Below are 26,196 nucleotides of genomic sequence, written 5' to 3'. Positions count from 1 at the left end.
TTTACTTGGCGTACTTCTTCGCCAGCGCCCAGAAGCCGCTGCCCGCCACGCCGGTGCCGCGCAGATCGGTGCCGAAGCTGGCATCGAAGGCTGCCTTCCAGCCGGCCACCGGCTGGCCCGGTACATAGGGCACCTTGTCACCCGGGCAGCCGCTGGTCTCGCCCACGCTCTTCATGAAGCGGTAGATGTCGACATCGGTCTTGCCGGTCTCGCCCAGCAGCGTCGCCACCGCCAGCACATAGCCTGGATAACGGTCGCTGCGCGCGGCGGCGCGCTGGTCCATGTCGCCGAAGGGCAGGTTTCCGTCGATGCCGGCGAAGTTGGCCTGCAGGCTGTCGAGCGCGCCGGCACCGGGCAGATCCCGGCTCGCTACGTGCAGCGCCATGCCTTCGGTGAGCCAGCGCTCCCAGCCGTACTGCTGCGTCTGGCAGTTCAGCGCCTGGGCCTGCACGACGTGGGTGCTCTCGTGCAGGATCAGGGTGCCGAGGCCGCCGTATCCGTCAGGCGCGCCGATGTGCAAGGTGCGGATGCCGGCGGAGCCGTTGGTCTGCGCATCGCTGCCGCTGATGGCGGCGCAGACGCGCAGCTTCTGGCCATCGAAGCCGATGCCGTTCGCCGGGGCGATGCCGAACTTGTCGCGCAGCGTGCGCACGGCCGCCTCGGCGTACTGGGCCACGCGCTTCATCTGCGCGGCGCTGGCCGTGCCGTCGTTGTAGGTGACGGTGTTGTCGGTTACCAGCACTGACTGGGCAGCGGTTGCCGAGCTGCAGGTGCTGCCGTAGGCGTAGAACTCGGGCACCGTGCGGTCGAGGAAGGGCTGGCTGCTGGTGGCGGAGGCCGGTGTGATCGTGGCGGGATCGACGATGAAGGCCGTGGCAGTGCCGCTCGACGAATCGCTGCCACCACCGCCACCGCAGGCGCTGAGCAGTGCCGCCGTCAAGAGGCCAAGGATCGGGAAGACGCGGACGTTCATCTCAAGCCCCCTTGCGCATGAACAGGCCGTAGTAGCCCGCGCCGACCAGCGCCAGCCCGCCCAGGAACAGCAGCGAATGCGACAGCAGCAGGCACAGGGCCAGGATCGCCATCAGCGCCCACATCGCCAGCTTCAGCACGATCCGGAATGCCGGCACGCGCTCCATCACGCGCCGCCAGGAGAAGTCCTGCACCTTGGGGTTGAAGGCGAAGTCCATCGTGCCGTCGCGATAGAACTCCCGCGAGCAGTCCAGGCACTTCACCTGCGCGTTCCAGTGCCGCATCAGCTCGGGGTGCACCACGGTGCGTTGCACGTAGACGGGCGGGCCCTGCCAGACCAGGTAGCCGACGAGCACCAGCACCACATAGGGCACCCAACCCAGGTCGTTGAGAGGGAGGGAAAAGATGCTCATCCCTCGGCTCATCACAAAGGCCCACATGCCGAGCAGGGGCACCAGCAGCAGGGCCGCCATGATCAGCTTGGCGCGGCTCCATTTGGTGGGCGGCGCGCAGCGGGCGGCTTCCACCGTCTGCGACTGGCCCGAAGTGGTGACGGCCACGGTCTGGCCGTTGCTGCCGATGCCGTAGCCGCTGCCGGATGAAAAACTGGTGCCGCCAGACCAGATCTCGCGGAAGCCGCGGACGTTGCGGGATTGGCAGGACGGGCAGGTGAGCGGGGTCATGTCGAGCTCCTGGATGTGTGAGGAAAGAGGAAGGGGCCATGCGGCCCTCATTCCCTGCTCACGCAATCCGCAAGCGCGGAGCGCCACCAGCCGTGCAACGTCCGGGCGCTATGCGCCCGAAGCGCTACGCCGGCCGCAGCAATGCGAGGAACTCGGCGTAGTAGCGCTCGCCGCCGGCGTCCAGCAGTTGCTGGCGCAGACGCTGCAGCCGGGCCTGCTCGTCGGCCGAGAGCGTCGCGTGCTGCTGCAGCAGATGTGCCCAGGCCTGGGCATTCCAGGCGAGGGTGCTGGCGTCGCCGAGCCGCAGGCACTCGCGCCAGGCGGCAGCGGCCGCAGCGGCATCGCCTCGTGCAGCGGCCAGTTCGCCTTCTCGAAGGCTCAGCACCGCCGCACGCGCCGGGATCTTCGCGAAGGACTTCGCGGCCACCTCGCGGCCTTGCGCCAGCAGGCGGGCGGCGCGTTCGAGATCGCCCTCGTGGACGGCGCTGGCGGCGCAAGCCTGCTGGATGCGCAGACGCAGCGCCGGCTGCGGCGCTTGCACGTCGGCTCCCCAGTGTTCGCAGCCCTGGCGCAGCGCAAGCCAGTCATTGCCGCGCTGTGCCAGTTCCAGCCCCGTGGCTTCGACGATCAGCGTGAAGGCGAGTTGACCGCGATTCGCCGGTAGCTCGACCAGGCGCCGGGCCTCGCGCATATGGGCGGCGGCCTCGTCACGCTGCGCGCCGCCGAAGAGCAGTTGCGCGAGATTGGCCTCACCGCGGGCCAGCAGCACGACGTCCGGCCCCATCGCCTTGCGCAGTTTGGGGAGCGCGTCACGGAACAGAGACTCCGCCTCGGCAGGGCGTAGTGTCCAGGCGGCAAGTGCCGCGGTCTGGTCCTCCGAGGCGGCGGTCTTCCAGTCGTCGACACCCCACAGGCGCTGGTTGGCTTGCACGCCCGCCTTGGACGCCTGGAAGGCGGCCTCGGTGTCGCCGCGGCTCAGTTGCACCACCAGCAACTGCTCGTAGACCGTGCCCAGCGGGGTCGGGCCAGGAACTGTTTCCAGCAGCGCGGCAGCCTTCTTCAGGTGCGCCAGGTCGACCTCGTCGGCCGGATGCAGGCGGGCACCGAAGCCGCCCAGCGTCATCTCGGCACGAGCCAGGCGCAAGGGATCGCGCTCGCCATGGGCCTCGTAGATCGCCAGAGCCTGCTTCGCCTGCTCGAAGCCTTGCGCGTACTGGGCGCTGGCTTCCCAGACATCGCGCTGGCCCAGCAGCGCATCGGCATAGGCGACGCTGTGCTCGCCGTGCAGTTGCCGCGCCACCGTCACACGCTCCTCGGCGAGCCGTTTCGCGGTTGGGGCCAGGCCAAGTTGCTGGGTCAGCGTACCCAGGTCGCCCAGCAGGCGCTCGCGCACCGCGGGCTGCTCGGTCAGGCTGTCCAGCACGCGCTCGGCACCACGTTCGATCAACTGGCTGGCCGGCATGTCGCGGTCCCGCGTGTCCGGCTGCGGCAGGCGGCGCGGGTTGAACAGGCCGACGACGAAGTCGTACATCGCCTGGGAGCGCTGCGCCTCCTCTCGCGCCTGCACCGCGGCATGCCAGGCCCAGGCCGTGGTGCCGATCAGCGCCGCGACCGCCAGCGCCGAGGCGCCGACGCCCCAGCGATGTCGGCCGACGAAGCGCCCGGCGACATAGCGCCATGAGGGTGCGTGGGCGAGCACCGGCCGGCCGTCGAGGTGGCGGCGCAGGTCCTCGGCCAGCGCATCCACGGTGGCGTAACGCTGCGAGGCGTCTTTGCGCAGGGCCTTCAGCACGATGGTGTCCAGGTCTCCTCGCAGGGCTTGGCGGCGTGTCTGATCCGCGGCTTGCCGCGAGGGTGACGGCGGCTCGTGCTCCAGGATTGCCTGCTCCAGAGCCGCGCGATGAGGCGCGTACGCGTCGGCGTAGGGATCGCTTCCACTGAGCAGGCGATACGCCAGCACGCCCAGCGAATAGACGTCCGAAGCCACGCCGGGCTCCTCGCCGCGCACCTGCTCAGGCGAGGCGTACTGCGGCGTCATCGGGCGCTGGCCCTGTTGGGTCAGCGTGGTCGCCGCGGCATCGTGCGGGTCGTCCAGCAACCGGGCGATGCCGAAGTCCAGCAGGCGGATCTGACCGTCGGCTTGCACCAGCACATTGGCGGGCTTGATGTCGCGGTGGATCACCAGCCGGCCGTGTGCGTATTGCAGCGCGTCGCAGATCTGCAGCAGGAGGGCCAGGTCTTGCCTGAGCGTCGTGCGCTGCGCGGCGCACCAGGCCAGCAGGTCCTGCCCGTCCACCCGCTCCATCGCCAGCCAGGGCGTGCCGTCGGCGGAGATGCCGGCGTCGAACAGCCGGGCGATGCCGGGGTGGCTCAGCCGGGCCAACACCTCGCGCTCGCGGCGGAAGCGTTCGGCCAGCTGCGGCGAATGGCTGCTGTGCGGCAGCTTCAGCGCCACCTCGCGCTGGAACTCGCCTTCCGCCGGTCGCGCCAGCCAGACGCTGGCCATGCCGCCGCGGCCCAGTTCGCGGATCAGCTCCCAGGGGCCGATGCGCTGGCCGGGCTGGCGTTCGGTGGCTTCACTCGCCGGGAGACTGGCGGCGCGTTCGAGAAAGGCGGCAGCCTCCGCCGCAGCGGCTGAGCGCAGCAGGCTTTCGAGCGCAGGGCGCAGCGGCTGCTGTTCCGGGGGCAGCGCCTGCAGACGTTCGTCGCGCTCCTGCGGCGGCAAGGCCAGTAGTTCGTCCAGCAGCGGCTCGATGGCCGCCCAGTCCTTCAGAACTTCGCTCATGACTGCCCCAGCATCGACCACAGCAGCGCGCGGGCCTTCTGCCAGTCGCGCTGCACCGTGCGACGCGCGACGCCCAGCAGCTCGGCGCACTCGGTCTCTTCCAGGCCGACGAAGTAGCGCAGTTCCACCAGCCGGGCTAGCCGCGCATCGCTCTGCTCCAGCGCATTCAGCGCCTCGTGCACGGCCAGGTATTCGTCCTCGCGCTGGGCCAGCGTCGGCAACTCGTCGAACTCCAGATGTGTGGCGCCACCGCCGCGCTGCGCGGCCAAACGGGCGCGCGCGTAGTCCACCACGATCGAGCGCATCGCCGATGCGGCGTAGCCCATGAAGTGCGCGCGGCCCATGCCGGCCCAGTCGTCGCGGCGCGAGAGGCGGAACCAGCTCTCGTGCACCAGCGCGGTGGTGTCCAGCAGCGTCAGCGGGCCGCTGCGGCGGATGCGCTGGCGGGCCAGTTGCTTCAGTTCGCGGTAGAGCTCTTCGCTCAGCGGGGCAGCAGATCGCTGCTCTTCCATTGTCGACATGTCCCTGTCATCCCCCTTGCGGGGTCAGATCATGCCCGAGTTTCGCTGGCGTCTTCCTCAGCGAAGCGCCTGGCCCGCCGTGTCGAAGAAGCTCAGCGAATCAGCGGCCGCAACGACCTCGATCGCCTCGCCGGGGCGCAGCGCCGTCTGGGCCGTGCCGCGCATCACCAGCTCCAGCCCCTGCTCGCTGCGCAGGTAGACGAGATGCGATTCGCCGAGTTGCTCGACCAGTGTGATCTCGCCGCGCAGGTGCAGGCCGCCCGGTGGCGCGCGGCCTGGCTCCGCGAGCTGCAGGTGCTCCGGCCGGATGCCGATCTCGTGTGCGCCGCTGTCGGGCAGCAGCGTGCCGGGTAAGAGGTTGATCGTCGGCGAGCCGATGAAGCTGGCCACGAAGCGGTTCGCCGGTCGTTGGTACAGCTCCAGCGGCGTGCCGGCCTGCTGGATGCGGCCTTCGTGCATCACGACGATCTTGTCGCCCAGCGTCATGGCCTCGACCTGGTCGTGCGTCACGTAGACCATCGTCGCGCCCAGTTCGCGGTGCAGGCGCGACAGCTCGATGCGGGTCTTCACGCGCAGTGCCGCGTCGAGGTTGGACAGCGGCTCGTCGAACAGGAACAGCTTGGGCTGGCGCACGATCGCGCGGCCGATCGCCACGCGCTGGCGCTGGCCGCCGGAGAGCTCGCGCGGCAGGCGGTCCAGCAGGTGCTCGATCTGCAGCGCCTTCGCGGCTTCATGCACCCGCTGCTTACGCTCCGCGCGCCCGGCGCCGTGGATCTTCAGGCCGAAGGCCATGTTGCGGAACACGCTCATGTGCGGATAGAGCGCGTAGCTCTGGAACACCATCGCGATGCCGCGCCCGGCCGGCGGCGTGTCGTTGACCACCGTGCCGTCGACGATGATCTCGCCGCCGCTGATCTCCTCCAGCCCGCACAGCATGCGCAGCAAGGTGGACTTGCCGCAGCCGCTGGGGCCGACCAGCACGACGAGCTCGCCATCGGCGATGTCGAGGTCGATGCCGCGCAGCACCTCGGTGGCGCCGTAGCGCTTGGAGACGTTCTTCAGTTGGACGGTGGCCATTACTTGAGGGCGCCTGAAGTGACGCCGCGGATCAGCTGACGGGAGAAGAGGGCGTAGACCACCAGCACCGGCAGCACGGCCAGCGACAGCGCCGCCAGCACTGCGTTCCAATCGGTAGCGAACTGGCCGATGAACTGCTGGATGCCCAGCGTGATCGTCTGTGTCTTCTCGCCGGGCGCGAGGATCAGCGGGAACCAGAGGTCGTTCCAGATCGGCACCATCGTGAACACGGCGACGGTGGCCACCGCCGGCCGCAGCAGCGGCAGCACGACGAAGAAGAAGATGCTGAACTCGCCGATGCCGTCGCAGCGCGCCGCATCCTTCAGCTCGCCCGGAACCTGGTGCATGAACTCCGACAGGATCATCACGGCCAGCGGCAGGCCCTGCGCGATGTAGACCAGCACCAGCGCGGTCAGCGTGTTGATCAGGCCCAGGCTCACCATCGTCTGCATGATCGAGACCGAGCCCAGGCGGATCGGCACCATGATGCCGAAGGCCAGGAACAGGCCCAGCAGCCGGTTGCCGGGGAAGCGGTACTCGGTGAGCGCCCAGGCGGCCATTGAGGCGAACAGCAGGATCGCCAGCAGCGAGACGCCGGTGACGATCAGGCTGTTGAAGAACATGGTCGAGACCGAGGCGCTGCCCAGCACCTTCGTGTAGCCGGCCAGGCTCAGCGTTGCGGCGCTCGGCAGCGCCAGCGGATCATCGAAGATCGCGGCGCGCTTCTTCAGCGAGTTGACGAGCACCAGCAGGATCGGGCTGATGACCAGCAGCGTGTAGCCGCCCAGCACCAGATGGATGAACAGCGCGCCGGGCGCCTTGCGCAGTGCCGGCTTCATAGCGCGAACCGCCGCAGCCGCCGCTGCACCGCGAACAGGTAGACGCCGACGCCGGCCAGGATCACGAAGAACATCAGGGTCGCCAGCGCCGCGCCCAGCGGCGGGTTGCCTGGCTGCACGTAGTAGCCGAAGAAGGTGCGGTAGAACAGTGTGCCGAGGATGTCGGTGCTGTAGTTGGGGCCGGCCAGGCCGCCCTTGACCGCGTAGATCAGGTCGAAGGCATTGAAGTTGCCGATGAAGGTCAGGATCGTCACCAGGCCCAGGGTCGGCAGGATCAGCGGCAGCTTCAGCTCGAAGAAGATCCGCCAGGGGCCCGCGCCCTCGACCGTGGCGGCCTCCACGATTTCCTCCGGGATGGCGATCAGCGCGGCATAGATCAGCATCAGCGGGATGCCCACGAACTGCCAGACCGAGACCAGCGCCAGTGTCGTCAGCGCCGTCTCCTCCAGGCCCAGCCAGGGCTGGAAGGAGTCCTTCAGCCCGACGAGATCCAGCGCGCGCTCGGCCACGCCCCACAGCGGCGAGAGGATCAACTGCCAGCTGAAGCCGATGATGACCACCGACAGCAGCGTCGGCAGGAAGAACACCGTGCGATAGACCGCCGCGCCGCGCACGCCTTTCAGCGACAGCAGCGCGGCCAGCAGCAGCGCTACCGGGTTCTGCACCAGCATGTGGATGACGAAGAAGCGCAGGTTGTTGCCGAAGGCGTTGCGGAACGCCTCCGACAACTGCGGATCGGTCAGCAGCGCGCGGAAGTTGGCCAGGCCGGCGAAGCTGGTGTGGCCGGCCTCGTCGGCGGTGTAGAGGCCCAGCCGCAGCGTGTCGATCAGCGGCCAGGCACTGAACGCGCCGTAGATCAGCACGGCCGGCGCGAGGAAGACGAAAAGCTGCCAGCCGGCAGCGCGCGTTTTCACCGGGCGTTTACTTCTTGTACCACTTGGCGAAGCCGCTCTGGATCCGCTCCGCAGCGTCCTTCGGCGTCATCTTGCCGTTGAGCACCTGGGAGTCGACGGTCCACATCTCGTTCTCCATCGGCGGCTTGCCGCGGTTCATGATCTGCGCGTTCAGCCGGATCGTGGACTTGCACTGGTTCCGCCAGGAGAGCATCTCCGCCGCCACCGCGTTCTGCACCTTGGGCTTGCTGTTGGACAGCGAGAAGAAGCCGGTGACCTTGTTGGTGTAGAGCTCGGCGAACTCCGGCGAGGCCAGCCATTCGAGGAAGACCTTGGCATCCGCCTTGTTCTTGCTCGCGGCGTTGATGCCCATGCCGATGTCGGTGTGGTCGGAGATGTAGCAGGCGTCACCGGCCTTGCGCACCGGCGGCGGGAAGGCGCCGAAATCGAGGCCGGCTCCGTTGGCCTGGAAGTAGCTGATATCCCACGAGCCCGTCGGATAGATCGCCGCCTTGCCGCTGGCGAACAGGTTCTGCGAATCGCCGTAGGTCTCGGCCTGGTAGCCCTTGGGCAGGTAAGGCGCCCACTTGGCCATCGTCGCCCAGGTGTCGACGAACTCCGGATCGGTGAACTTCTTCGTGCCGGCGATCAGCGCCTTGCGGCCTTCCTCGCCGTGCCAGTAGTTCGCACCGATGCTGGTGAACACGATCTGGTGGCTTTCCCACTGGTCGGCCGTGCCCAGCGCCAGCGGCGCGACCTTACCGGCGGCCTTGATCTTGTCCAGCGCGCCGAAGAACTCGGCTTCGGTCTTGGGCGGCTTCAGGCCCAGCTCGGCGAAGATCTTCTTGTTGTAGAAGAAGCCGTGGATGACCGAAGCCATCGGCACGCAGTAGCTGTCCTTGCCGTCGTCGGTTTGCCAGGCCACCTTGGCGGCGTCGCTGAAGTTCTTCTGCAGGCCGGGCAGGTCGTTGAGCTTCTCGAGCCGGCCCTTCTTGTACAGGTCTAGCGAGACATCGAAGGGCCGGCAGGTGACGAGATCACCTGCGGTGCCTGCAATCAGCCGCGAGCTGAGCGCGGAGTCGTATTCGGGCGGCGCGGTCGGCGAGAACTTCACCGTGATGCCGGGGTGGCTCTTGGCGAAGGCCGGGATCAGCACCTCCTCCCACAGGGCCTTGTCGTCGGTGCGCCAGCTTTCGATTGTCAGTGTGCCGGCCGAGGCGAGCGGGGCGAGCGAAGTGAGGGCGGCGCCGGCGAGGACGGCGGCCAAGACGGCGACGATCGGCTTCTTTTTGTGCTGCTGCATGTGCTTGTCTCCCATGCCGGCGCTCCTGAGAATTCAGTGAGCCCGCGCCAGCGTGCCGGCGCAAGTTAACACCGCCTCCGCGGCGTACGACATGGGGATAACGAGTTATCTCGGCGGTAACTCGGTGGTAACTCTTCGATGGCCCGGGGCTCTTGTTTCAGCCCTCGTTTCAGCCCTTGCGCCCCAGTGCCTGTTCGATCTTGCGGTCGGTGTTGTACTGGCTCAGCGCATAAACCGCCCAGATCGTCGCCGGCAGCCATCCGATCAAGGTGATCTGCAGGACCAGGCAGACGATACCGGCGATCGGGCGGCCGATCGTGAAGAAGGTGAGCCAGGGGAGGATCAGGGCAATCAGCAGGCGCATGGGATCGGTCTCCAGGTGTGGCGCATCATCGTGAAGGCGCCGAGGCAGCGCCGGACGGTGTGATGCTAGCGCGGTGGAGATGCGCCGCGAGGAAGGCGCCCACGCCTGCTTGATAGCCGGCCGTGTCGAAGTCGTGCAGGTTGATGTGCGCGGCACCGGGCACGATCCACAACTGCTTCGGCTCCACGGCGGTGGCGAACAGCTTCTGCGATTCGACCAGCCGCGTGTGTTGGTCCTGATCACCGGCGATCAGCAGCAAGGGGCAGTGCAACGCCGCGATGTGTTCGATCGGGCGCAACTGCGAGGGCTCGACATGCAGTCGCAAGGGCAATTGCAGCAGCAGTGCAGGCGCCGCCGGCCGCGCCCACTCGCCGACGTGCAGGGCCAGGCGATCAGCGACGGCGTCCTCGATCGTTGGGAACATCGATTCGAGCACCGCAGCGTCGGGCGCCGGCTGCGGATGACCCAGTACCAGCGCAGCGGCGCCGAGCGACACACCGATCACGCCGACCCGCTCACCCGGCGCGCGCCTGCGCAGTTCGGCCAGTGCGGCGCGCACGGCGGCCCCTTCGTTCAGGCCATAGGTGATCTGCTCGCCACCGCTCTCGCCGTGGGCTGGCAGATCGATCAGCATCACCGCATAGCCGCCTTCGTGCAGCCACAGCGCCCGGCCCAGCATCTCGCGTCGATTGCCACGGACGCCATGCAGCAGAAGCACGCCACCTTGGCCGGCGCGACCCGCGCTGAACCAGCCGCGCACGGCGTCGCCAGCGTCGGTCTGGATCACGATCGACTCGGCATGCAGCGCTGCGGGTGCTTCCCCGATGGTGTTGCGAGCCGGTGCGCTGAGTTGACTGCCGATCAGCCACAACGCAGTGAGAAGTAGCACTGCAAGCGCCAGTGCTGCGGGTGCAAGAAGCCTGGGCCAGCGCCGCCGCATCAGAGCCCGCCGCGCTTGGCCAGGTCGCGGATGCGGGACCAGAGCAATGCCTTCGGCGTGCGATCCATCGACAGCGCCGTCATGCATTGGTCCAGGCGTTGCGGGCGGTCTTTCAGCATCTGGACTGCGCGGCCGAGGTCGACTTTCGCGCTGGCGCCGTAGGCGGTCTCGGCCTTGGCCAGCGCGTGCAGCAGCAACGGCTTTGCCGGCGCCATCATCGCCATGTCGATCAGGTCGCGGCTCTGCACGGCGTCGTCGAGCCAGCGATCGGAGTTGGCGAGCAGCTTGCTGGCGAGCATGTCGAGCGGCGTCAGCGTGGAAACACCGCAGATCGCATCGCTGGATTGCGACGGCTCGAACTCGATGCGGCCCTCCAGCACGATCTCGAACTTGATGTTGACCTCGTCGACGCGCAGCATCGTGCGGATGCCGTACTGGTCGGCCCGGATCTCGCGGGCCTGTTCGAGTGCCGGCACGCCGTTGCGGCAGATCGCTGCGATGCCGCCGGGCCCGGTCAGTCTCTGGCGCAGTTGACGGTAGCCTTCAAGCTTCGAGACCAGGAAATCGATGTCCACCGATTCGCGGTATTCGCCGTAACGCAGCGCCATCGCCGTGCCGCCGCCGAACCAGCATTCGCTGTCGGTCAGCAGTTGCCCGTCAAGCCGCTCGAGCACGCTGGCGATGCGGCGATGGTGGGGGCGTTCAAACAAGAGGCCGCCCTCCGCCGACGGCCTTCGTCAGCGTGTCGATCAGTTCGCGCTCGCGCGGCTCCAGCTTGGCCTGGTCGATGTGCCGCCAGTTGCGTTCGTAGACGGCCAAAGCCTCTTGTGCCGTCAGCTCCGTCGTGCCGGCTTGTTGCCACGCCAGGCGCTGCAACTGCGGATAGCGATCGATCCGCACCGAGGCGATCTCTGGCACCGGCTGTGGGGCCGCTGCATTCGGATCGAGCCAGTGCAACTCGAGCCCCAAGGCCTGCGCCGCGCCCAGGTAGGCGCCCATCGTCACGGAGGGCTCGCCAGCCTCGATCCGCGCCCAGCTCCAGCGGGACATGCCGGCGGACTCCGCCGCCGCCATCGCGGTGATGCCCAGGCGCTCGCGCCGCAGGCGCAACTCGGCGCCGAGCGCTTGAAGCGCTTTCAGCAGAGCATCGCCGAGGGGAGGGGCTTGGGCTGGCATATGTAGCTCATTCTAGGCATTCGGCGTTGAATGCGCAAAATGAGCTACGAATTCAGCACTCGACGATGTTGACGGCCAAGCCCCCGCGCGCCGTTTCCTTGTACTTGGTCATCATGTCCGCGCCGGTGTCGCGCATCGTCTTGATGACTTTGTCGAGGCTGACGAAGTGGGTGCCGTCGCCGCGCAGTGCCATGCGGGCGGCGTTGATGGCCTTCACGGAGGCGATGGCGTTGCGCTCGATGCAGGGGATCTGCACGAGGCCGCCGACCGGGTCGCAGGTGAGGCCCAGGTGGTGTTCCATGCCGATCTCGGCGGCGTTCTCGACCTGGGCGGGTGAGCCGCCCATCACCTGGCACAGCGCGGCGGCGGCCATCGAGCAGGCGACGCCGACTTCGCCCTGGCAGCCGACCTCGGCGCCGCTGATGCTGGCGTTTTCCTTGTAGAGGATGCCGATGGCGGCGGCGGTGAGCAGGAAGTCGATCACGCCGTCTTCGTTCGAGCCGTGCACGAAGCGGGTGTAGTAGTGCAGCACGGCCGGGATGATGCCGGCGGCGCCGTTGGTTGGCGCGGTGACGACGCGGCCGCCGGCGGCGTTCTCTTCGTTGACGGCCAGCGCGTAGAGGTTCACCCAGTCCATCACCTGCAGCGGATCGCGCAGCGCGGCCTCGGGGTTGGCCGTCAGGTCGCGATGCAACTGCGGTGCGCGGCGCTTGACCTTGAAGCCGCCGGGCAGGATGCCTTCGGTCCCGCAGCCGCGGACGACGCAGTCCTGCATCACCCGCCAGATTTTCAGCAGGCCCGCACGCGTCTCGACATCGGGCCGCCAGTGACCCTCGTTGCGGCGCATCACCTCGGCGATGCTGATGCCGTAGCGCTGCGTCAGGGCCAGCAGTTCGTCGCCGCTCTTGAAGGGGTAGGGCAGCACCGTCGCATCTGGCGCGATCACCTTCTGCTTGGAGCCATCGGCCAGCACTTCCTCGCTGACGACGAAGCCGCCTCCCACCGAGTAGAAGGTCTTGTCGGACAGCACCTCGCCGGCTGCGTCGTAGGCGATGAACTTCATGCCGTTGGCATGCAGCGGCAGGCTCTGGCGGCGGAAGAAGGTGAGGTCCTTCGCTTCGCTGAACTCGATCGGGTGCTCGCCGAGCAGGCTCAGCTTGCCGGCGCGGATGGCGCCGAGGTAGGCCTTGATCTGCTCGACGTCCACCGTGTCCGGCTCGTGGCCGGCCAGGCCCAGCAGCACCGCCTTGTCGCTGCCGTGGCCCTTGCCGGTGGCGCCGAGTGAGCCGTAGAGCTGGGAGACGACGCGGGTCGTCCCTTCCAGCAGGCCGTCGTGCTTCAGCTTCTGGACGAACAGCCGCGCCGCCCGCATCGGCCCGACGGTGTGCGAGCTGGACGGACCGATGCCGATCTTGAAGAGGTCGAAGACAGAGACGGCCATGAGCTTGTTACTCCGCGTAGTCGCTCAGGGGCACACAAGAACAGAACAGGTTGCGATCGCCGTAGACGTTGTCTACGCGGCCGACCGGGCTCCAGTACTTGGCGCGGCGCAGCGAGGCCACTGGGTAGGCAGCATCCTCGCGCGAGTAGCCATGGGTCCACTCGGTCTTCAGCAGCGACTCGGCCGTGTGCGGCGCGTTCAGCAGCGGGTTGTCTTCGCGGCTCCACTCGCCGCTCTCGACCTTGGCGATCTCCTCGCGGATCTGCAGCATCGCGTCGCAGAAGCGGTCCAGCTCGTACTTGGACTCGCTCTCGGTCGGCTCCACCATCAAGGTGCCGGCCACCGGGAAGGACAGGGTCGGCGCATGGAAGCCGTAGTCGATCAGGCGCTTGGCGACGTCTTCGGCGGAGACGCCGGAGCTGTCCTTCAGCGGACGCAGGTCCAGGATGCACTCATGGGCCACGCCGCCGCCCTTGACGCCTTCGATGTTGCCGCTGAAGTGGATGTCGTAGGCGTCCGACAGGCGCGCGGCCACGTAGTTGGCCGACAGGATCGCGGTCTCGGTCGCGGCGGTCAGGCCGTCCGCGCCCATCATGCGGACGTACATCCAGCTGATCGGCAACACGGCCGCATTGCCCAGCGGCGCGGCCGAAACGGCGCCGATGTTCGTCTTGGCACCCAGGCCCGCCGAGCGGTGCGCCGGCAGGAAGGGCACGAGGTCCTCCACCACGCAGACCGGGCCGACGCCCGGGCCGCCACCGCCGTGCGGGATGCAGAAGGTCTTGTGCAGGTTCAGGTGGCTCACGTCGCCGCCGAACTCGCCCGGCGCGGCCACGCCGACCAGCGCGTTCATGTTCGCGCCGTCCACGTAGACGCGGCCGCCGTGGGCCTTGACCATCGCGCAGATCTCCTTCACCTGCGTGTCGAACACGCCGTAGGTGGAGGGGTAGGTGATCATGATGGCGGCCAGGTTAGCGGCGTGCTGCTTGCACTTGGCTTCCAGGTCGGCGAGGTCGATATTGCCTTCCTTGTCGCACTTGGTGACGACGACGCTCATGCCCACCATCTGGGCCGAGGCCGGGTTCGTGCCGTGGGCCGATTCCGGGATCAGGCAGATCTTGCGATGGGCTTCGCCGCGGGACTCATGCCAGGCCTTGATGGCGAGCAGGCCCGCGTACTCGCCCTGCGAGCCGGCGTTGGGCTGCAGGCTGATGCCGGCATAGCCCGTGGCCTGGCACAGCCATGCGGTGAGCTGTTCGTTCAGCAGCGTGTAGCCGGCCAGCTGATCCTGCGGCGCGAACGGGTGCACGCCGGCGAACTCGGGCCAGGTGATAGGGATCATCTCGCTGGTCGCGTTGAGCTTCATCGTGCAGGAGCCCAGCGGGATCATGCTGCGGTCCAGCGCCAGGTCCTTGTCCGACAGCGAGCGGATGTAGCGCAGCATCTCGGTTTCCGAGTGGTGCGTATTGAAGACCGGGTGCGTCAGGTACGCGGAGGTGCGAACCAGCTCGGCCGGGATCAGCGAAGCGATGCCCTTACCGGCCGCGGCAAAATCGACGCTCTTGCCGAACACCGCAGCGATGGCGGCCAGGTCGGCGCGGGTCGTCGTCTCGTCCAGCGAGATCGAGACGCTCTGCGCCGAGGCGCGGCGGAAGTTCATGCCGGCGGCCACGGCGGCGGCCAGCGTCGCGTCGGTCTTGTCGCCGGTCTGCACCTCCAGCGTGTCGAAGCTGTTGGCACGCGTGTCGCCCAGGGCCTGGGCCAGCAGGGCGGTGTAGCTGGCCACGCGCTGCGCGATCCGCTTCAGGCCATGCGGGCCGTGATAGACCGCGTACATGCTGGCGACCACGGCCGGCAGCACCTGCGCCGTGCAGATGTTCGACGTGGCCTTCTCGCGGCGGATGTGCTGCTCGCGCGTCTGCAGCGCGAGGCGGTAGGCCGGGTTGCCGTGCACGTCCACGCTGACGCCCACCAGGCGGCCCGGCAGGCTGCGTTTGTACTCGTCCTTGCAGGCCATGTAGGCGGCATGCGGGCCGCCGGCGCCCATCGGCATGCCGAAGCGCTGGGTGTTGCCCACGCAGATGTCAGCACCTTGCTCACCAGGGGACTGGATCAGGGTCAGCGCCAGCAGGTCGGCCGCTGCGACCAGCAGGCCGCCTTGGGCGTGGACGGCATCGGCAATTGCCTTCAGGCCGCGCACGACGCCGGTGACGCCGGGGTACTGCAGCAGCGCGGCGAAGCATTCGCTCTTGCCGGCATCGGCGGCGGGGCCGACGACCACGCTCAAGCCCAGCGGCTCGGCGCGGGTGCGCACCACTTCCAGCGTCTGCGGCAGCACGTCGTCAGCCACGTAGAAGACCTTGGACTTGCTCTTGCCCACGCGCCGGGCCAAGGTCATCGCCTCGGCGGCGGCGGTGGCTTCGTCCAGCATCGAGGCATTGGCGATGGCCATGCCGGTCAGGTCGGTCACCATGGTCTGGAAGTTGACCAGTGCCTCCATGCGGCCCTGCGAGATCTCGGCCTGGTAGGGCGTGTAGGCGGTGTACCAGGCGGGGTTCTCGAGGATGTTGCGCAGGATCACGCCGGGTGTCAGCGTGCCGTGATAGCCCTGGCCGATCCAGCTCTTCAGCACCTTGTTACCGGCGGCGACGGCGCGCAACTCGGCCAGCGCCTCGGCCTCGGTGCAGGCAGCGGGCAGTGTCATGCCGACGCTGCGCTTGATGCTCGCGGGCACGATGGCCTCGATCAGCGCGCGGCGCGAGGCCTGGCCGATCACGGACAGCATGCCGGCTTCATCGGCGGCATCGGGGCCGATGTGGCGGGCGTGGAATTCAGCGGCGTTCTCAAGCTCGCCGAGCGGCTTCAGGGCAGACATCAGCATGGTCTTCTTCCGGGCAAATCAGCTGTTCTTGACCAGCTCGTCGTAGGCGGTGGCGTCCATCAGCGCGTCCAGCTGGCCGGCATTGCTCAGCTTGACCTTGAAGAACCAGCCGCTGGCCAGCGGGTCGCTGTTGGCGAGCGAGGGGTCGTCGCGCAGCGCTTCGTTCACTTCGGTGATCTCGCCGTCCACCGGCATGTAGACGTCGGCCGCGGCCTTCACCGATTCGACGACACCGGCCACTTCCTTCTCGGCAAATGACTTGCCGACTTCGGGCAGGTCGACGAAAACCACGTCGCCCAGCGCGTCCTGCGCGTGCACGGTGATGCCGACGGTGGCGGTGCCGTCGCCTTCGATGCGGACCCATTCGTGGTCGGCGGTGTATTTGATGTTGCTCATGGTGTCGCTCCGTTGATGTTGAGGGTTAGCCGCTCAGCCGCGGAAATAGCCGTTGGGGGTGAAAGGGGTGCTGCTGACGGTCATCGGCGTGCGCTTGTCCCGCACGACCGCCCAGACCTGGGTGCCGACCGCCGCATGGCTCTTGGCCAGGTAGGCGAGTGCCACCGGCTTGTTGACGGTGGGGCCGAGGGTACCGCTGGTGACGACACCCAGCTCGGTGCCGTTCTCGTCGACCAGCTTCGCGCCTTCGCGCACCGGCATGCGCTCGCTGCCGACGAGGCCGACGCGCTTCTTCGCCGCGCCTTCGGCCAGCTGCTGGTCGACGACCGCCGCGCCCGGGTAGCCACCGGCCCGCGCACCACCGGCGCGGCGCACCTTCTGGATCGCCCATGTCAGCGAGGCCTCGACCGGCGTGGTGCCGGTGTCGATGTCATGGCCGTACAGGCACAGGCCGGCTTCCAGGCGCAGCGAGTCGCGCGCGCCCAGGCCGATCGGCTTGACTTCGGGTTGCGCCAGCAGCTTGCGGGCGAGCTCGATGGACTGGTCGGCATGGACCGAGATCTCGTAGCCGTCCTCGCCGGTGTAGCCGGAGCGGGTCAGGAAGACGTCGATGCCGTCGAGATTGAAGAAGCCGCCGGTCATGAAGGTCAGCTTGGCGACTTCGGGATTCAGGCGGGCGAGAGCGGTGACGGCCTGCGGGCCCTGCAGCGCCAGCAGCGCGCGCTCGGGCAGCGGCTGGACGGTGCACTTGTCGCCGATCCTGCTCTGCATCAGCGCGATGTCCTGGTCCTTGCAACCGGCGTTGACGACGACGAACAGGTCGTCCGGCCGGCGGCAGATCATCAGGTCATCCAGGATGCCGCCCTTGTCGTCCAGGAACAGCGCGTAGCGCTGCTTGAACACGCCCAGGTCGATCACGTCGACCGGCACCATCGTCTCCAGCGCGGCGGCAGCGGCGTCGCCCACCAGGCGCACCTGGCCCATGTGCGAGACATCGAACAGGCCGGCGGCGGCGCGGGTGTGCTTGTGTTCGGCCATCACGCCGGCCGGGTACTGCACCGGCATGTCGTAGCCGGCGAACGGAACCATCTTGGCGCCGAGTTCGAGGTGCAGTGCGTGCAGCGGGGTCTTGAGGAGGATTTCGGCGGACATGACGGGGCTCCAAGTGTGCGTGTTTGGATGCCCCCACTGTCCGCTTTACCTGAGAGATTGGCCATCGGCGATCAGGCCGGCAGCTTGCCCCTTCGGTGGACGGGCTCCGGGGCCCGCCTCTCTCCAGTGAGGAACGCCGTGTTCCGGCGTCTTGCCAGTCCTTTTGCCTGAGCGTTCATGGGCGGGTTTTCGACGACCCATCCACTGCGCCTTCGGCGGCGTCCCTGGGGGACACTCTCTCCTGACGGCGCGGATTGTAGCCAGCCTTTTAAGGTCAAACTAAGACCCTCCGAACAGAATTTCCCTCATGAGAATCCTCCTCGTCGAAGATGACCCGATGATCGGCGAGCAATTGCTCGACCTGCTGCGCGCCGAGGGCTACGCGGTCGACTGGGTGCGTGACGGCGAGATGGCCGACACCGCGCTGCAGGGCCAGAACTACGACCTCGTGCTGCTGGACCTGGGCCTGCCCCGGCTCGACGGCATGGCCGTGCTCAAGGCGCTGCGCGCCCGCAAGCAGCGCATGCCGGTGCTGATCGCCACCGCGCGCGATGCGCTGGAGCAGCGCGTCATGGGCCTGGACGCCGGTGCGGACGACTACGTGCTCAAGCCCTTCGAGCTGGACGAACTGCTGGCCCGCATCCGCGCGCTGCTGCGCCGCGCCCAGGGCCGCGCCGAGCCGGTCTACGAGCACATGGGCGTCACCATCAACCCCGCCACGCACGAGGCCACGGTGAACGGCCAGCCGGTCAACCTGTCGGCGCGCGAGTGGGCGGTGCTGGAGCCGCTGATCGCCCGGCCGGGCCTGGTGCTGTCGCGCCAGCAACTGGAAGAGAAGCTCTACGGCTGGAAGGATGAGATCAGCTCCAACGCGGTGGAGGTCTATGTGCACGGCCTGCGCAAGAAGCTCGGCGCGGCGCTGATCCAGAACGTGCGCGGCCTGGGCTATATGGTCCCGAAGCAATGAGCCTGGCGCGCTGGGCGCAGGCGCCCTCGCTGCGGCGGCGCCTGATGCTGCTGCTGATCGGCGCGATCTGCCTGGCCGGCCTGCTGCAAGGCATCAGCGCCTACCGCACGGCGCTGGAGGAGGCGGACCAGATCTTCGACTACCAGATGCAGCAGATGGCGCTGTCGCTGACGGGCGACCAGGGCCGCCAGGTCGTGATGCCGCGCGAGCTGGAGCTGATCATCCAGGCCTGGACGAGCGAAGGCATCCAGCTCTTCCACTCAGGCACGCCGCTGCCGCAGCGGGCGGTGCTCGGCTTCACCAATGTGCGGGCCAACGGCACCGAGTACCGCGTGCTCTCGGTGCAGAGCGGGCGCGAGGTGTTGCAGGTGGCGCAGGACCTGGCGGTGCGCCAGCGCCTGGCGAGCCGGCTGGCCTGGCGCACGGTGACGCCGATCGCGCTGATGCTGCCGGTGCTGATGCTGGTCATCGGCTGGGTGGTCAGCCGCTCGCTGGCGCCGGTCGAGCGGGTGCGGCGGCAGCTCTCGCGCCGCGCGGCGGCCGACCTGGCGCCGGTCGGCGAAGACGACCTGCCGGCCGAGATCCGGCCGATGGTCCACGAACTCAATTCGCTGCTCGGGCGCGTCCAGCAGTCCTTCGAGCTGCAGCGCAACTTCGTCGCCGATGCGGCCCACGAGTTGCGCTCGCCGCTGACCGCGCTGAAGCTGCAGGTGCAGGCGCTGCAGCGCGCCGCCGACGAGCCGACCCGCGCGCTGGTGCAGGGGCGGCTGGCCGCCGGCATCGAGCGGGCGACGCATCTGGTCGAGCAGCTGCTGCTGCTGGCGCGCCAGGAGGCCGCGCTCACCGAGCCGCAGGCGCTCGACCTGCAGGCGCTGGTGCGGCAGGTGATGGGCGAGCAGGCCGCCACGGCGCAGGCGCGCGAGATCGACATCGGCCTCGTGCATGCGGACGAGCTGCAGGTGCGCGGCCGCGCCGATGCGCTGCGCGTGCTGGTGCGCAACCTGCTCGACAACGCGATCAAGTACACGCCATCGGGCGGCCGGGTCGACGTGAGCCTGCGGGCCGAAGGCGGCGCAGCGCGGCTGGTCGTCGAGGACAGCGGGCCCGGCATCCGCGAGGACGAGCGCGCCCGCGTGTTCGATCGCTTCTACCGCAGCGCCAGCACGCAGGGCACGGCCGTCACCGGCAGCGGCCTGGGGCTGGCCATCGTCAAGTCCATCGCCGACCGGCATGGCGCGACCTTGACGCTCGACCGCTCGCAGACCCTGGGCGGCCTGCGCGTCGACGTGCGGCTGCCGCTGGCCTGATTAAGCCGACGCTAAGTCGTCGTTAAGAGCGGTCTAAGTCTCGACTTCCATAGTTGGCTCACGGGTTGCCGTAACCCACAGATTCAACGCAAGGAGCGACCAAGATGGCTATCGAAACAATGATTCCCGCCAAGCGCCTCGTCTGGGCCCTGGCGGCCGCGGGCGCCATCGGCGTTGGTGGCGGCGCGATTGCCGCGGCCACGCTGACCAAGACCGCTGCAGCCACGGCCACCACGGTGCCGGCCGCCACGCCTGCGGTCATCGCCGCCGCCCCGGCCCCGGCCGCGCCGATCGGCACCGTGGCGATGCCCGACTTCGCCTCGCTGACCGCGCAGTACGGCCCGGCCGTCGTCAACATCAGCGTCACCGGAAACGTCAAGACCTCGCGCCGCACGCAGGCCATGCCGCAGGTCGACCCCGACGATCCGTTCTACCAGTTCTTCCGCCGCTTCGGCGGCGTGCCGGGCATGCCGGGGGGCCAGGACGGCTCGCAGCAGCCGACGCACGGCCAGGGCTCCGGCTTCATCGTCAGCGCCGACGGCGTGATTCTGACCAACGCCCACGTGGTGCGCGATTCGTCTGAGGTGATCGTCAAGCTGACCGACCGCCGCGAGTTCAAGGCCAAGGTGCTGGGCTCCGATCCGCAGACCGACGTCGCCGTCATCAAGATCGAGGCGAAGAACCTGCCGGTCGTCAAGCTCGGAGACACCAAGGACCTGCGCGTCGGCGAATGGGTGCTGGCGATCGGCTCGCCCTTCGGCTTCGAGAACAGCGTGACGGCCGGCGTCGTCAGCGCCAAGGGCCGCCCGCTGCCGGGCGAGAACTTCGTGCCCTTCATCCAGACCGACGTGGCGGTGAACCCCGGCAACTCCGGTGGTCCGCTGTTCAATGCACGCGGCGAGGTCGTGGGCATCAACTCGCAGATCTTCAGCCAGACCGGCGGCTACCAGGGCATCTCGTTCGCGATCCCGATCGACCTGGCGCAACGCGTCAAGAACCAGATCGTGGCCACCGGCAAGGTGCAGCATGCGCGGCTCGGCGTGACCATCCAGGACGTGAACCAGAGCTTCGCCGACTCGTTCAAGCTCGATTCCCCGGCCGGCGCGCTGGTGGCGAGCGTGGAAGACGGCAGCCCGGCCGCGAAGGCGGGCCTGAAGTCCGGCGACGTGGTGCTGAAGTACAACGGCACACCGATCGTCGCCTCCACCGACCTGCCGGCCCTGCTGGGCCAGGCGGCCCCCGGCGACAAGGCGACGCTGGAGATCTGGCGCCAGGGCAAGCGCGAGACGGTGACCGCCAAGCTGGGTGATGCCAACGACAAGGCGGCCGTCGTCGCCAGCAACGAGAGCGGCCCGTCCGGCGGCAAGCTGGGCCTGGCGCTGCGCCCACTGCAGAGCCAGGAGAAGAGTGCCAGCGGCCTGAAGGAAGGCCTGGTGATCGAGGACGTGGCCGGCGCCGCGGCGCGCGCCGGCGTGCAGCCGGGCGACGTGCTGCTGGCCGTCAACGGCACGCCGGTCAACTCGGTCGAGCAGGTGCAGAAGGTCGTCGCCGGTGCCGATAAGTCGGTGGCACTGCTGGTGCTGCGCGGCCGCGACAAGATCTTCCTGCCGGTGCGCCTGGGCTGATGCCGGTTCCGATGGATTGATGTTTCCTCTTCACGATGACGTGACCTGGGGCCGGGAAACCGGCCCCTTTTTTATCCTCACCCGCAGGGACGCACCTCTCGCCGCGCCTGGCGCCGAACCCCTTGCCGTCATGTGGATCGCCTAATATCCGAAAGGGAGATCGTGGCGCGAAGCCGCGGCAGCAGCGGGGGTAGCGGCTTATGGCCCTGGAGATGTCTTCAATGGATCTGGCGCTGGACGAGCACCGCAGTGCTCGTCTGCTGCCGTTCACGCGCACGGAACTGGCGAGCGAGCTGCCGCGCGTGAGCCGTGCGGTGGCGGCGCAGGGCGAGGTGGTCATCACCTCGCACAACAAGCCCGAGATGGTGCTGATGACGCTGGAGCGCTACCTGCATCTGCAGGAGGCCAGCCGGCCGAGCCTGGGCCGGCTGAGCCAGGAGTTCGAGCAGCTGTACCGCGCGATGCAGGGCAGTGAGCCGCTGGACGGCGTCTCGTCGGTCTTCGCCCTGGACGGCGAGGCGCTGGGCCGTAATGCCCAGCTCGCGGCGCAGAAAAGCCGGCCCAAGGCCTGAGCGCCCGCTCGGCGCCCTCATCGAGACCGCTGCCGTGCCTGCCCGCATCTTCGTGTTGAGTGGTGTCGATGGTGCCGGCAAGAGCAGCATCGGCGGCGCCAGCCTGCTGCAGCATGGCGTGAGCTTCTACGACCCCGATGAGCAGGCCCGCGAGCTGCAGGCGGGCAATCCCGATCTGAGCCACGAGGAGGCTGGCGCGCAGGCCGGTGAACTGGGGCGCCGCGGGCTGGAGCGGGCGCTTTCAAGCGGTGAGCAGTTCTTCTTCGAGACCACGCTAGCCGCCCACACGCTGGCCTCGCTGCTGATGAGCGGCGCCCGGGCCGGGGCCGAAATCAACGTCTGGTTCGCCGGGCTGGCGACGCCGGAGCTGCACCTGGAGCGCGTTCGCAGCGGCGGCCAGCAGGTGGCGGAGGCCAAGATCCGGCAGCGCTACCTGTCCAGCCTGCAGAACCTGGTGGAACTGATGCCCCACCTGTGGACCCTGGCCGTGTTCGACAACAGCGTCGAGAGCGATCCACAGCGCGGCCTGGCCCCGCGGCCGCGCCTGGTGCTGCGCATGCGCAAGGGCTACGAGATCACCGAGATGATCGCACCGGCTGACGTGCCGGCCTGGGCGAAGCCGGTGGTGATGCAGGCCTTGCGGCTGATGAAGCGAAAGTAGCGGCCCTTGTCGCGGGCTGCGCCGCGGACAGCATGCCTGACAGCGGCGTCTTCGCGGCCCGCGCATCCGCGCCGCCGAGCGCCTTCAGCAACTGCTTCAGATCCTTCTCCAGCCGTTCGAGCACCTTCTCGTCCAGCTCGCCCAAAGCCTGCGGCAGCACGCCGGTGAACGGTCCGGGGCTCTGCTTGAGCACGGCCGTGCCGGCCGGCAGCAGGCGCCAGCGCACGGCGCGCTTGTCGCCGTCGTCCTTCTTGCCCACGACCAGCTTGCGCTCGACCAGCGCGCCCAGCAGGTTGCTGGCGGTCGACTGATGGATGTTCAGCCGCTCCGCCACGCCGCTGGTGCCGATGCCCGGCGTATCGCGGATCACGCCCAGGGCCCACAGCTGCGCGCCGCCCAGGCCCACGCTGGATTCGACATGCTGGAAATGCGTCTTCACGGCATTGAAGATCTGGCGGAACTGCAGCAGCACCCGCACGGCGCGTGCGTCCTCTTCCAGCTGGGCGTCGGCGGCGATGGCCTGGGCGGTCGTCCTCTTCATGCGGCGGATGATATTCGGAGAGGCCTGACGAGATTCCGACAGCGCGCCTGAGCGCCAGCAACTTTTTTGCGGTGGCTGTTTAAGTTCCGCCGCGCCGGTGTCGCCTTGTGCTGGTGAGGGCAGGACACCATGCCCCGCCAAGCAACCCAACCTGGAGCTACCCATCATGTTGAGCCTCAATACCAACGCCGCTTCCCTGTCCGCCCAGAACTCGCTGGGTGCTTCGCAGAAGGCCCTGTCCACGTCGATGACCCGCCTGTCCACCGGCAGCCGCGTCAACTCCGCAATGGACGACGCCGCCGGCCTGCAGATCGCCACGCGTCTGGACGCACAGACCCGCGGCCAGGCCGTTGCCATGCGCAACTCGCAGAACGGCATCTCGATGATGCAGACCGCCGAAGGCGCGTTCAGCGAAACGACCAACATCCTGCTGCGCATGAAGGACCTGGCAACGCAAGGCGCCGACGGCACCGCCACCGCCGCCGACAAGACCGCCATGCAAGCCGAGTACGACTCGCTGGGCCGCGAACTGACCAACATCATGAAGAACACGACGTTCGGCGGCCAGGCGCTGTTCGGCGTCGGCACCACCGCAGCGGGCGTGACCGGCGGCACTTCGATGCTCGGCAAGACCGGCGGCGTGACCTTCCAGATCGGCTCCAGCGCCGCTGAAACAATGCAGGTCGACACTTCGGCTTCGCTGTCGCAGCTGACCAACGACGCCGGAGACCTGGGCAGCATCAGCGCCACCTACAAGACCACGGCCACGGCCGGCACGGTCGGTACCGAAATCGGCTCCACCGCCACGATCACCGCGCTCGACACGGCGATCGCCTCTGTCGGCACGGTCCGCTCGGCACTGGGCGCGGCTTCCAACCGCCTCGACCACGTCTACAACAACTTGCAGAACATGAGCACCAACGTCTCGCAGGCGAAGGGCCGCATCATGGACACCGACTACGCGACGGAAACGTCCACGATGACGACCAAGCAGATGCTGATGCAGGCCGGCTCGTCGATGCTGAAGCAGGCCAACAGCATGTCCGGCATGGTCATGTCCCTGCTGCAGTAATTCCCCAGGCAGTGACAACGGAGCCAGGCCGCGTGCCTGGCTTTTTTCGCATCCGTTATTGATCGAGTCCGCACCATGCCGCAGCCGCAAGCCATCCCCAGCCGTCCCGCGAAGCGCCAGCAGGCGCTCAGCCAGCATGCCCAGCGCTGCTGGGAATCCGGCCAGCAGGCCGCGGCCAAGCAGCAATGGAGCATCGCCGCGCGCGAGTACGCGCAGGCGATCGAGCTGGCGCCGCAGGACGCGCTGTACTGGCTGAGCCTGGCGAGCCTGAAGCTGGGTCGCGGCGAGCTGGGCGAGGCCGAGCGCTGCGGCCGCCAGGCGCTGGCGCTGCAGCCGGACAACGCGCTGGCTTGCCGGCTGTTGTCCAAGACCTTGCGCGAGCTGCAGCGGGGCGACGAGGCCGCGAGGCTGTTCGACCACTTCCCAGCGCCCGCCGCGCCCGACGCCGAGCTGCTGTTCGAGCACGGCGAGGCCCTGCTGGCTGCGCAGCGCGCCGGCGAGGCGATCCCCGTTTTCCTGCAGACGCTGAACCTGAACATGTTCAACGCGCTGGCCCACCAGCGCCTGGGCGTTGCCTTCCAGCTGATCGAGCGTCCACGCGACGCGGCGATCTGCTTCGAGACGGCCGCCACCGTGGACAAGAGCGGCGAAGTCCGCACCTTGGCCTTGTCGCAACTGGTGCACGAGCTGCAGCGCGCCGGCGAGTGGGCCCAGCTGCCCGATCACGTGACCGCGCTGCTGCAGGCGCTCACCGAAGGCAGCGACGAGGCGGTGCGCCGCGTCGTGCCTTTCTCGCTGCTGAGCATTCCGGCGCGGCCGGCGCAGCACCTGCGCGTGGCGCGGCTCAACAGCGCCGCGCTGGCCGCCGGCATCACGCCGCTGCCGGCACCGGCGCAGCCTCGGCGCGAAGGGCGGCTGCGCATCGGCTACCTGTCGGGCGACTTCCACAACCACGCGACGGCGTTGCTGATCACCGAGCTGCTGGAACTGCACGACCGCGAACGCTTCGAGGTCTTTCTCTACTGCCACAGCCCCGAGGACGGCAGCGCGCTGCAGCAGCGTGTGCGTGCCGCCGCCGAACATTTCCGCGCCGTGGGCCGCATCGGCAATGCCGAGCTGGCGCAGCGTATGCGCGATGACGGCATCGACATCGCGATCGACCTCAAGTCCCACACGCGCGACACCCGCTTCCACGCGCTGGCCCATCGGCCGGCACCGCTGCAGGTCGGCTTTCTCGGCTTCCCCGGCACCAGCGGCGCGGGTTTCATCGACTACCTGATCGGCGATCGCATCGTCACGCCGCTGGCGCACGCCGGCCACTTCAGCGAGCGCATCGCGCAGATGCCGCACAGCTACCAGCCCAACGACAGCCGCCGCGCGCTGCCGCTGGCCCCGACCCGCGCCGAGCTGGGCCTGCCCGAGGACGCGCCGGTGTTCGCCTGCTTCAACCAGAGCGCGAAGATCAGCTCCGAGGTGGCCGATGCCTGGGGCCGGATCCTGCGCGCCGCGCCGCAGGCCGTGCTGTGGCTGCTGTCCTGGAACCCGGTGGCCGAGGCCAACCTGCGCGAGCAGATGGCGCTGCGCGGCGTGGCCGCGTCGCGGCTGGTCTTCGCGCCGCTGCTCAGCGCCGAGCAGAACCTGGCCCGGCTGCAATGCGCCGACCTGTTCCTCGACACCTGGCCCTGCAATGCCCACACGACCGCCAGCGAGGCGCTGTGGGCCGGCGTACCGGTGCTGACCCTGCCGGGCTCCACCTTCGCCTCGAGAGTTGCCGCCAGCCTCGTCAGCGCCTGCGGCCAGCCGCAGTTCATCTGCCCGACGGTGCAGGCCTATGTAGACAAAGCGGTGGCAATGACGCAGGACATGACGGCGCTGCGCCGCGCGCAGTTGCAATTGCGCGAGCAGCGGCATGAGTTGCCGCTGTTCGACGGCCGGCGCTATGCGCGGGACTTCGAGGCGCTGCTGACGCGGATGTGGGAGCGCCACACGGCCGGCCTGCCGCCGGACTTCCTCGCGGCGGGGGCCTGA

24 protein-coding genes and 2 riboswitches are annotated in these 26,196 nt (G+C 68.5%); of the genes, 7 read left to right on the top strand and 17 right to left on the bottom strand.

Annotation, left to right across the window (positions count from 1 at the left end):
* Nucleotide 1: 1 nt before the first annotated feature.
* From SNE35_RS23405 to gcvT, 16 genes are all read right to left on the bottom strand, one after another.
* The gene (locus SNE35_RS23405) at nucleotides 2–973 is read right to left on the bottom strand and encodes a hypothetical protein (RefSeq protein ID WP_320425442.1); all 972 of its coding nucleotides are present in this window, start codon (nucleotides 971–973) and stop codon (nucleotides 2–4) included.
* Between the two features lies 1 nt (nucleotide 974).
* On the bottom strand, nucleotides 975–1,655 hold the full coding sequence (locus tag SNE35_RS23400) for a hypothetical protein (RefSeq protein ID WP_320425441.1): 681 nt from the start codon (nucleotides 1,653–1,655) through the stop codon (nucleotides 975–977).
* A gap of 124 nt (nucleotides 1,656–1,779) precedes the next feature.
* Nucleotides 1,780–4,440 carry a serine/threonine-protein kinase gene (locus SNE35_RS23395; RefSeq protein WP_320425440.1) on the bottom strand — a complete coding sequence of 887 codons (2,661 nt, stop codon included), beginning with the start codon at nucleotides 4,438–4,440 and terminating at the stop codon, nucleotides 1,780–1,782.
* On the bottom strand, nucleotides 4,437–4,961 hold the full coding sequence (locus SNE35_RS23390; RefSeq protein ID WP_320425439.1) for an ECF-type sigma factor: 525 nt from the start codon (nucleotides 4,959–4,961) through the stop codon (nucleotides 4,437–4,439). The genes SNE35_RS23395 and SNE35_RS23390 overlap by 4 nt, the downstream gene beginning before the upstream one ends.
* Nucleotides 4,962–5,018: 57 nt before the next feature.
* Nucleotides 5,019–6,038, bottom strand: coding sequence for an ABC transporter ATP-binding protein (locus tag SNE35_RS23385; protein WP_320425438.1), 1,020 nt, complete (start codon nucleotides 6,036–6,038; stop codon nucleotides 5,019–5,021).
* Nucleotides 6,038–6,877 (bottom strand): carbohydrate ABC transporter permease, encoded by an 840-nt coding sequence (locus SNE35_RS23380; RefSeq protein WP_320425437.1) that lies wholly within the window; start codon nucleotides 6,875–6,877, stop codon nucleotides 6,038–6,040. Before SNE35_RS23380 ends, SNE35_RS23385 begins: the two co-directional genes overlap by 1 nt.
* Nucleotides 6,874–7,791, bottom strand: a complete 918-nt coding sequence (locus tag SNE35_RS23375; protein ID WP_320425436.1) for a carbohydrate ABC transporter permease — start codon at nucleotides 7,789–7,791, stop codon at nucleotides 6,874–6,876. The genes SNE35_RS23380 and SNE35_RS23375 overlap by 4 nt, the downstream gene beginning before the upstream one ends.
* A gap of 7 nt (nucleotides 7,792–7,798) precedes the next feature.
* Nucleotides 7,799–9,073, bottom strand: a complete 1,275-nt coding sequence (locus SNE35_RS23370; protein ID WP_320425745.1) for an ABC transporter substrate-binding protein — start codon at nucleotides 9,071–9,073, stop codon at nucleotides 7,799–7,801.
* A gap of 169 nt (nucleotides 9,074–9,242) precedes the next feature.
* A complete protein-coding gene (locus SNE35_RS23365) occupies nucleotides 9,243–9,437 on the bottom strand; it encodes a YqaE/Pmp3 family membrane protein (RefSeq protein WP_320425435.1) in 195 nt (64 codons plus the stop codon).
* Between the two features lie 25 nt (nucleotides 9,438–9,462).
* Nucleotides 9,463–10,326 carry an alpha/beta hydrolase gene (locus tag SNE35_RS23360; RefSeq protein ID WP_320425434.1) on the bottom strand — a complete coding sequence of 288 codons (864 nt, stop codon included), beginning with the start codon at nucleotides 10,324–10,326 and terminating at the stop codon, nucleotides 9,463–9,465.
* A gap of 50 nt (nucleotides 10,327–10,376) precedes the next feature.
* The gene (locus tag SNE35_RS23355) at nucleotides 10,377–11,087 is read right to left on the bottom strand and encodes a nucleotidyl transferase AbiEii/AbiGii toxin family protein (RefSeq protein ID WP_320425433.1); all 711 of its coding nucleotides are present in this window, start codon (nucleotides 11,085–11,087) and stop codon (nucleotides 10,377–10,379) included.
* The gene (locus tag SNE35_RS23350; protein ID WP_320425432.1) at nucleotides 11,080–11,553 is read right to left on the bottom strand and encodes a helix-turn-helix domain-containing protein; all 474 of its coding nucleotides are present in this window, start codon (nucleotides 11,551–11,553) and stop codon (nucleotides 11,080–11,082) included. The genes SNE35_RS23355 and SNE35_RS23350 overlap by 8 nt, the downstream gene beginning before the upstream one ends.
* A 52-nt stretch (nucleotides 11,554–11,605) precedes the next feature.
* Nucleotides 11,606–12,994, bottom strand: a complete 1,389-nt coding sequence (locus SNE35_RS23345; protein ID WP_320425431.1) for an L-serine ammonia-lyase — start codon at nucleotides 12,992–12,994, stop codon at nucleotides 11,606–11,608.
* 7 nt (nucleotides 12,995–13,001) lie between these two features.
* Nucleotides 13,002–15,875, bottom strand: a complete 2,874-nt coding sequence (gene gcvP, locus SNE35_RS23340) for an aminomethyl-transferring glycine dehydrogenase (RefSeq protein WP_320425430.1) — start codon at nucleotides 15,873–15,875, stop codon at nucleotides 13,002–13,004.
* A gap of 18 nt (nucleotides 15,876–15,893) precedes the next feature.
* Nucleotides 15,894–16,271 (bottom strand): glycine cleavage system protein GcvH, encoded by a 378-nt coding sequence (gcvH, locus tag SNE35_RS23335; protein WP_320425429.1) that lies wholly within the window; start codon nucleotides 16,269–16,271, stop codon nucleotides 15,894–15,896.
* A gap of 33 nt (nucleotides 16,272–16,304) precedes the next feature.
* Nucleotides 16,305–17,423, bottom strand: a complete 1,119-nt coding sequence (gene gcvT, locus SNE35_RS23330; RefSeq protein WP_320425428.1) for a glycine cleavage system aminomethyltransferase GcvT — start codon at nucleotides 17,421–17,423, stop codon at nucleotides 16,305–16,307.
* Nucleotides 17,424–17,449: 26 nt separating this feature from the next.
* Nucleotides 17,450–17,560, bottom strand: a riboswitch (glycine riboswitch).
* Nucleotides 17,561–17,568: 8 nt separating this feature from the next.
* Nucleotides 17,569–17,677: riboswitch (glycine riboswitch) on the bottom strand.
* A 53-nt stretch (nucleotides 17,678–17,730) separates the two neighbouring features.
* On the opposite strand from gcvT, the gene SNE35_RS23325 reads away from it, so the two are divergent.
* The 5 genes from SNE35_RS23325 (at nucleotide 17,731) to SNE35_RS23305 (ending at nucleotide 22,555) form a co-directional block, all read left to right on the top strand.
* Nucleotides 17,731–18,390 carry a response regulator transcription factor gene (locus tag SNE35_RS23325; RefSeq protein WP_320425427.1) on the top strand — a complete coding sequence of 220 codons (660 nt, stop codon included), beginning with the start codon at nucleotides 17,731–17,733 and terminating at the stop codon, nucleotides 18,388–18,390.
* Nucleotides 18,387–19,697 carry an ATP-binding protein gene (locus tag SNE35_RS23320; protein ID WP_320425426.1) on the top strand — a complete coding sequence of 437 codons (1,311 nt, stop codon included), beginning with the start codon at nucleotides 18,387–18,389 and terminating at the stop codon, nucleotides 19,695–19,697. Before SNE35_RS23325 ends, SNE35_RS23320 begins: the two co-directional genes overlap by 4 nt.
* Nucleotides 19,698–19,801: 104 nt before the next feature.
* Nucleotides 19,802–21,322 (top strand): DegQ family serine endoprotease, encoded by a 1,521-nt coding sequence (locus tag SNE35_RS23315; protein WP_320425425.1) that lies wholly within the window; start codon nucleotides 19,802–19,804, stop codon nucleotides 21,320–21,322.
* 221 nt (nucleotides 21,323–21,543) lie between these two features.
* Nucleotides 21,544–21,894 (top strand): type II toxin-antitoxin system prevent-host-death family antitoxin, encoded by a 351-nt coding sequence (locus tag SNE35_RS23310; RefSeq protein WP_320425424.1) that lies wholly within the window; start codon nucleotides 21,544–21,546, stop codon nucleotides 21,892–21,894.
* A gap of 34 nt (nucleotides 21,895–21,928) precedes the next feature.
* Nucleotides 21,929–22,555 carry an ATPase gene (locus tag SNE35_RS23305; protein ID WP_320425423.1) on the top strand — a complete coding sequence of 209 codons (627 nt, stop codon included), beginning with the start codon at nucleotides 21,929–21,931 and terminating at the stop codon, nucleotides 22,553–22,555.
* Here the strand turns inward: SNE35_RS23305 and SNE35_RS23300 are convergent.
* Nucleotides 22,470–23,096: a MarR family winged helix-turn-helix transcriptional regulator gene (locus SNE35_RS23300; RefSeq protein ID WP_320425422.1), complete on the bottom strand. Its 627-nt coding sequence runs from the start codon at nucleotides 23,094–23,096 to the stop codon at nucleotides 22,470–22,472. The two genes, SNE35_RS23305 and SNE35_RS23300, sit on opposite strands and share 86 nt — an antisense overlap.
* Nucleotides 23,097–23,262: 166 nt before the next feature.
* On the opposite strand from SNE35_RS23300, the gene SNE35_RS23295 reads away from it, so the two are divergent.
* Nucleotides 23,263–24,168: a flagellin N-terminal helical domain-containing protein gene (locus tag SNE35_RS23295; protein WP_320425421.1), complete on the top strand. Its 906-nt coding sequence runs from the start codon at nucleotides 23,263–23,265 to the stop codon at nucleotides 24,166–24,168.
* Nucleotides 24,169–24,243: 75 nt separating this feature from the next.
* A complete protein-coding gene (locus SNE35_RS23290) occupies nucleotides 24,244–26,196 on the top strand; it encodes an O-linked N-acetylglucosamine transferase, SPINDLY family protein (protein WP_320425420.1) in 1,953 nt (650 codons plus the stop codon).

The sequence above is a fragment of the Roseateles agri genome (genome assembly GCF_034043675.1).
Taxonomy (GTDB): domain Bacteria; phylum Pseudomonadota; class Gammaproteobacteria; order Burkholderiales; family Burkholderiaceae_C; genus KK5.
The sequence above is the reverse complement of the archived record's forward strand: the minus strand, read 5'-3'. Positions and strand labels throughout refer to the sequence as shown.

What these genes read in the sequence shown, in the direction of transcription:
- SNE35_RS23405 (WP_320425442.1), bottom strand. Translation starts at nt 973, where the DNA reads ATGAACGTCCGCGTCTTCCCGATCCTTGGCCTCTTGACGGCGGCACTG.
- SNE35_RS23400 (WP_320425441.1), bottom strand. Translation starts at nt 1,655, where the DNA reads ATGACCCCGCTCACCTGCCCGTCCTGCCAATCCCGCAACGTCCGCGGC.
- SNE35_RS23395 (WP_320425440.1), bottom strand. Translation starts at nt 4,440, where the DNA reads ATGAGCGAAGTTCTGAAGGACTGGGCGGCCATCGAGCCGCTGCTGGAC.
- SNE35_RS23390 (WP_320425439.1), bottom strand. Translation starts at nt 4,961, where the DNA reads ATGTCGACAATGGAAGAGCAGCGATCTGCTGCCCCGCTGAGCGAAGAG.
- SNE35_RS23385 (WP_320425438.1), bottom strand. Translation starts at nt 6,038, where the DNA reads ATGGCCACCGTCCAACTGAAGAACGTCTCCAAGCGCTACGGCGCCACC.
- SNE35_RS23380 (WP_320425437.1), bottom strand. Translation starts at nt 6,877, where the DNA reads ATGAAGCCGGCACTGCGCAAGGCGCCCGGCGCGCTGTTCATCCATCTG.
- SNE35_RS23370 (WP_320425745.1), bottom strand. Translation starts at nt 9,073, where the DNA reads ATGCAGCAGCACAAAAAGAAGCCGATCGTCGCCGTCTTGGCCGCCGTC.
- SNE35_RS23365 (WP_320425435.1), bottom strand. Translation starts at nt 9,437, where the DNA reads ATGCGCCTGCTGATTGCCCTGATCCTCCCCTGGCTCACCTTCTTCACG.
- SNE35_RS23350 (WP_320425432.1), bottom strand. Translation starts at nt 11,553, where the DNA reads ATGCCAGCCCAAGCCCCTCCCCTCGGCGATGCTCTGCTGAAAGCGCTT.
- SNE35_RS23345 (WP_320425431.1), bottom strand. Translation starts at nt 12,994, where the DNA reads ATGGCCGTCTCTGTCTTCGACCTCTTCAAGATCGGCATCGGTCCGTCC.
- gcvP (WP_320425430.1), bottom strand. Translation starts at nt 15,875, where the DNA reads ATGCTGATGTCTGCCCTGAAGCCGCTCGGCGAGCTTGAGAACGCCGCT.
- gcvH (WP_320425429.1), bottom strand. Translation starts at nt 16,271, where the DNA reads ATGAGCAACATCAAATACACCGCCGACCACGAATGGGTCCGCATCGAA.
- gcvT (WP_320425428.1), bottom strand. Translation starts at nt 17,423, where the DNA reads ATGTCCGCCGAAATCCTCCTCAAGACCCCGCTGCACGCACTGCACCTC.
- SNE35_RS23325 (WP_320425427.1), top strand. Translation starts at nt 17,731, where the DNA reads ATGAGAATCCTCCTCGTCGAAGATGACCCGATGATCGGCGAGCAATTG.
- SNE35_RS23320 (WP_320425426.1), top strand. Translation starts at nt 18,387, where the DNA reads ATGAGCCTGGCGCGCTGGGCGCAGGCGCCCTCGCTGCGGCGGCGCCTG.
- SNE35_RS23315 (WP_320425425.1), top strand. Translation starts at nt 19,802, where the DNA reads ATGGCTATCGAAACAATGATTCCCGCCAAGCGCCTCGTCTGGGCCCTG.
- SNE35_RS23310 (WP_320425424.1), top strand. Translation starts at nt 21,544, where the DNA reads ATGGATCTGGCGCTGGACGAGCACCGCAGTGCTCGTCTGCTGCCGTTC.
- SNE35_RS23300 (WP_320425422.1), bottom strand. Translation starts at nt 23,096, where the DNA reads ATGAAGAGGACGACCGCCCAGGCCATCGCCGCCGACGCCCAGCTGGAA.
- SNE35_RS23295 (WP_320425421.1), top strand. Translation starts at nt 23,263, where the DNA reads ATGTTGAGCCTCAATACCAACGCCGCTTCCCTGTCCGCCCAGAACTCG.
- SNE35_RS23290 (WP_320425420.1), top strand. Translation starts at nt 24,244, where the DNA reads ATGCCGCAGCCGCAAGCCATCCCCAGCCGTCCCGCGAAGCGCCAGCAG.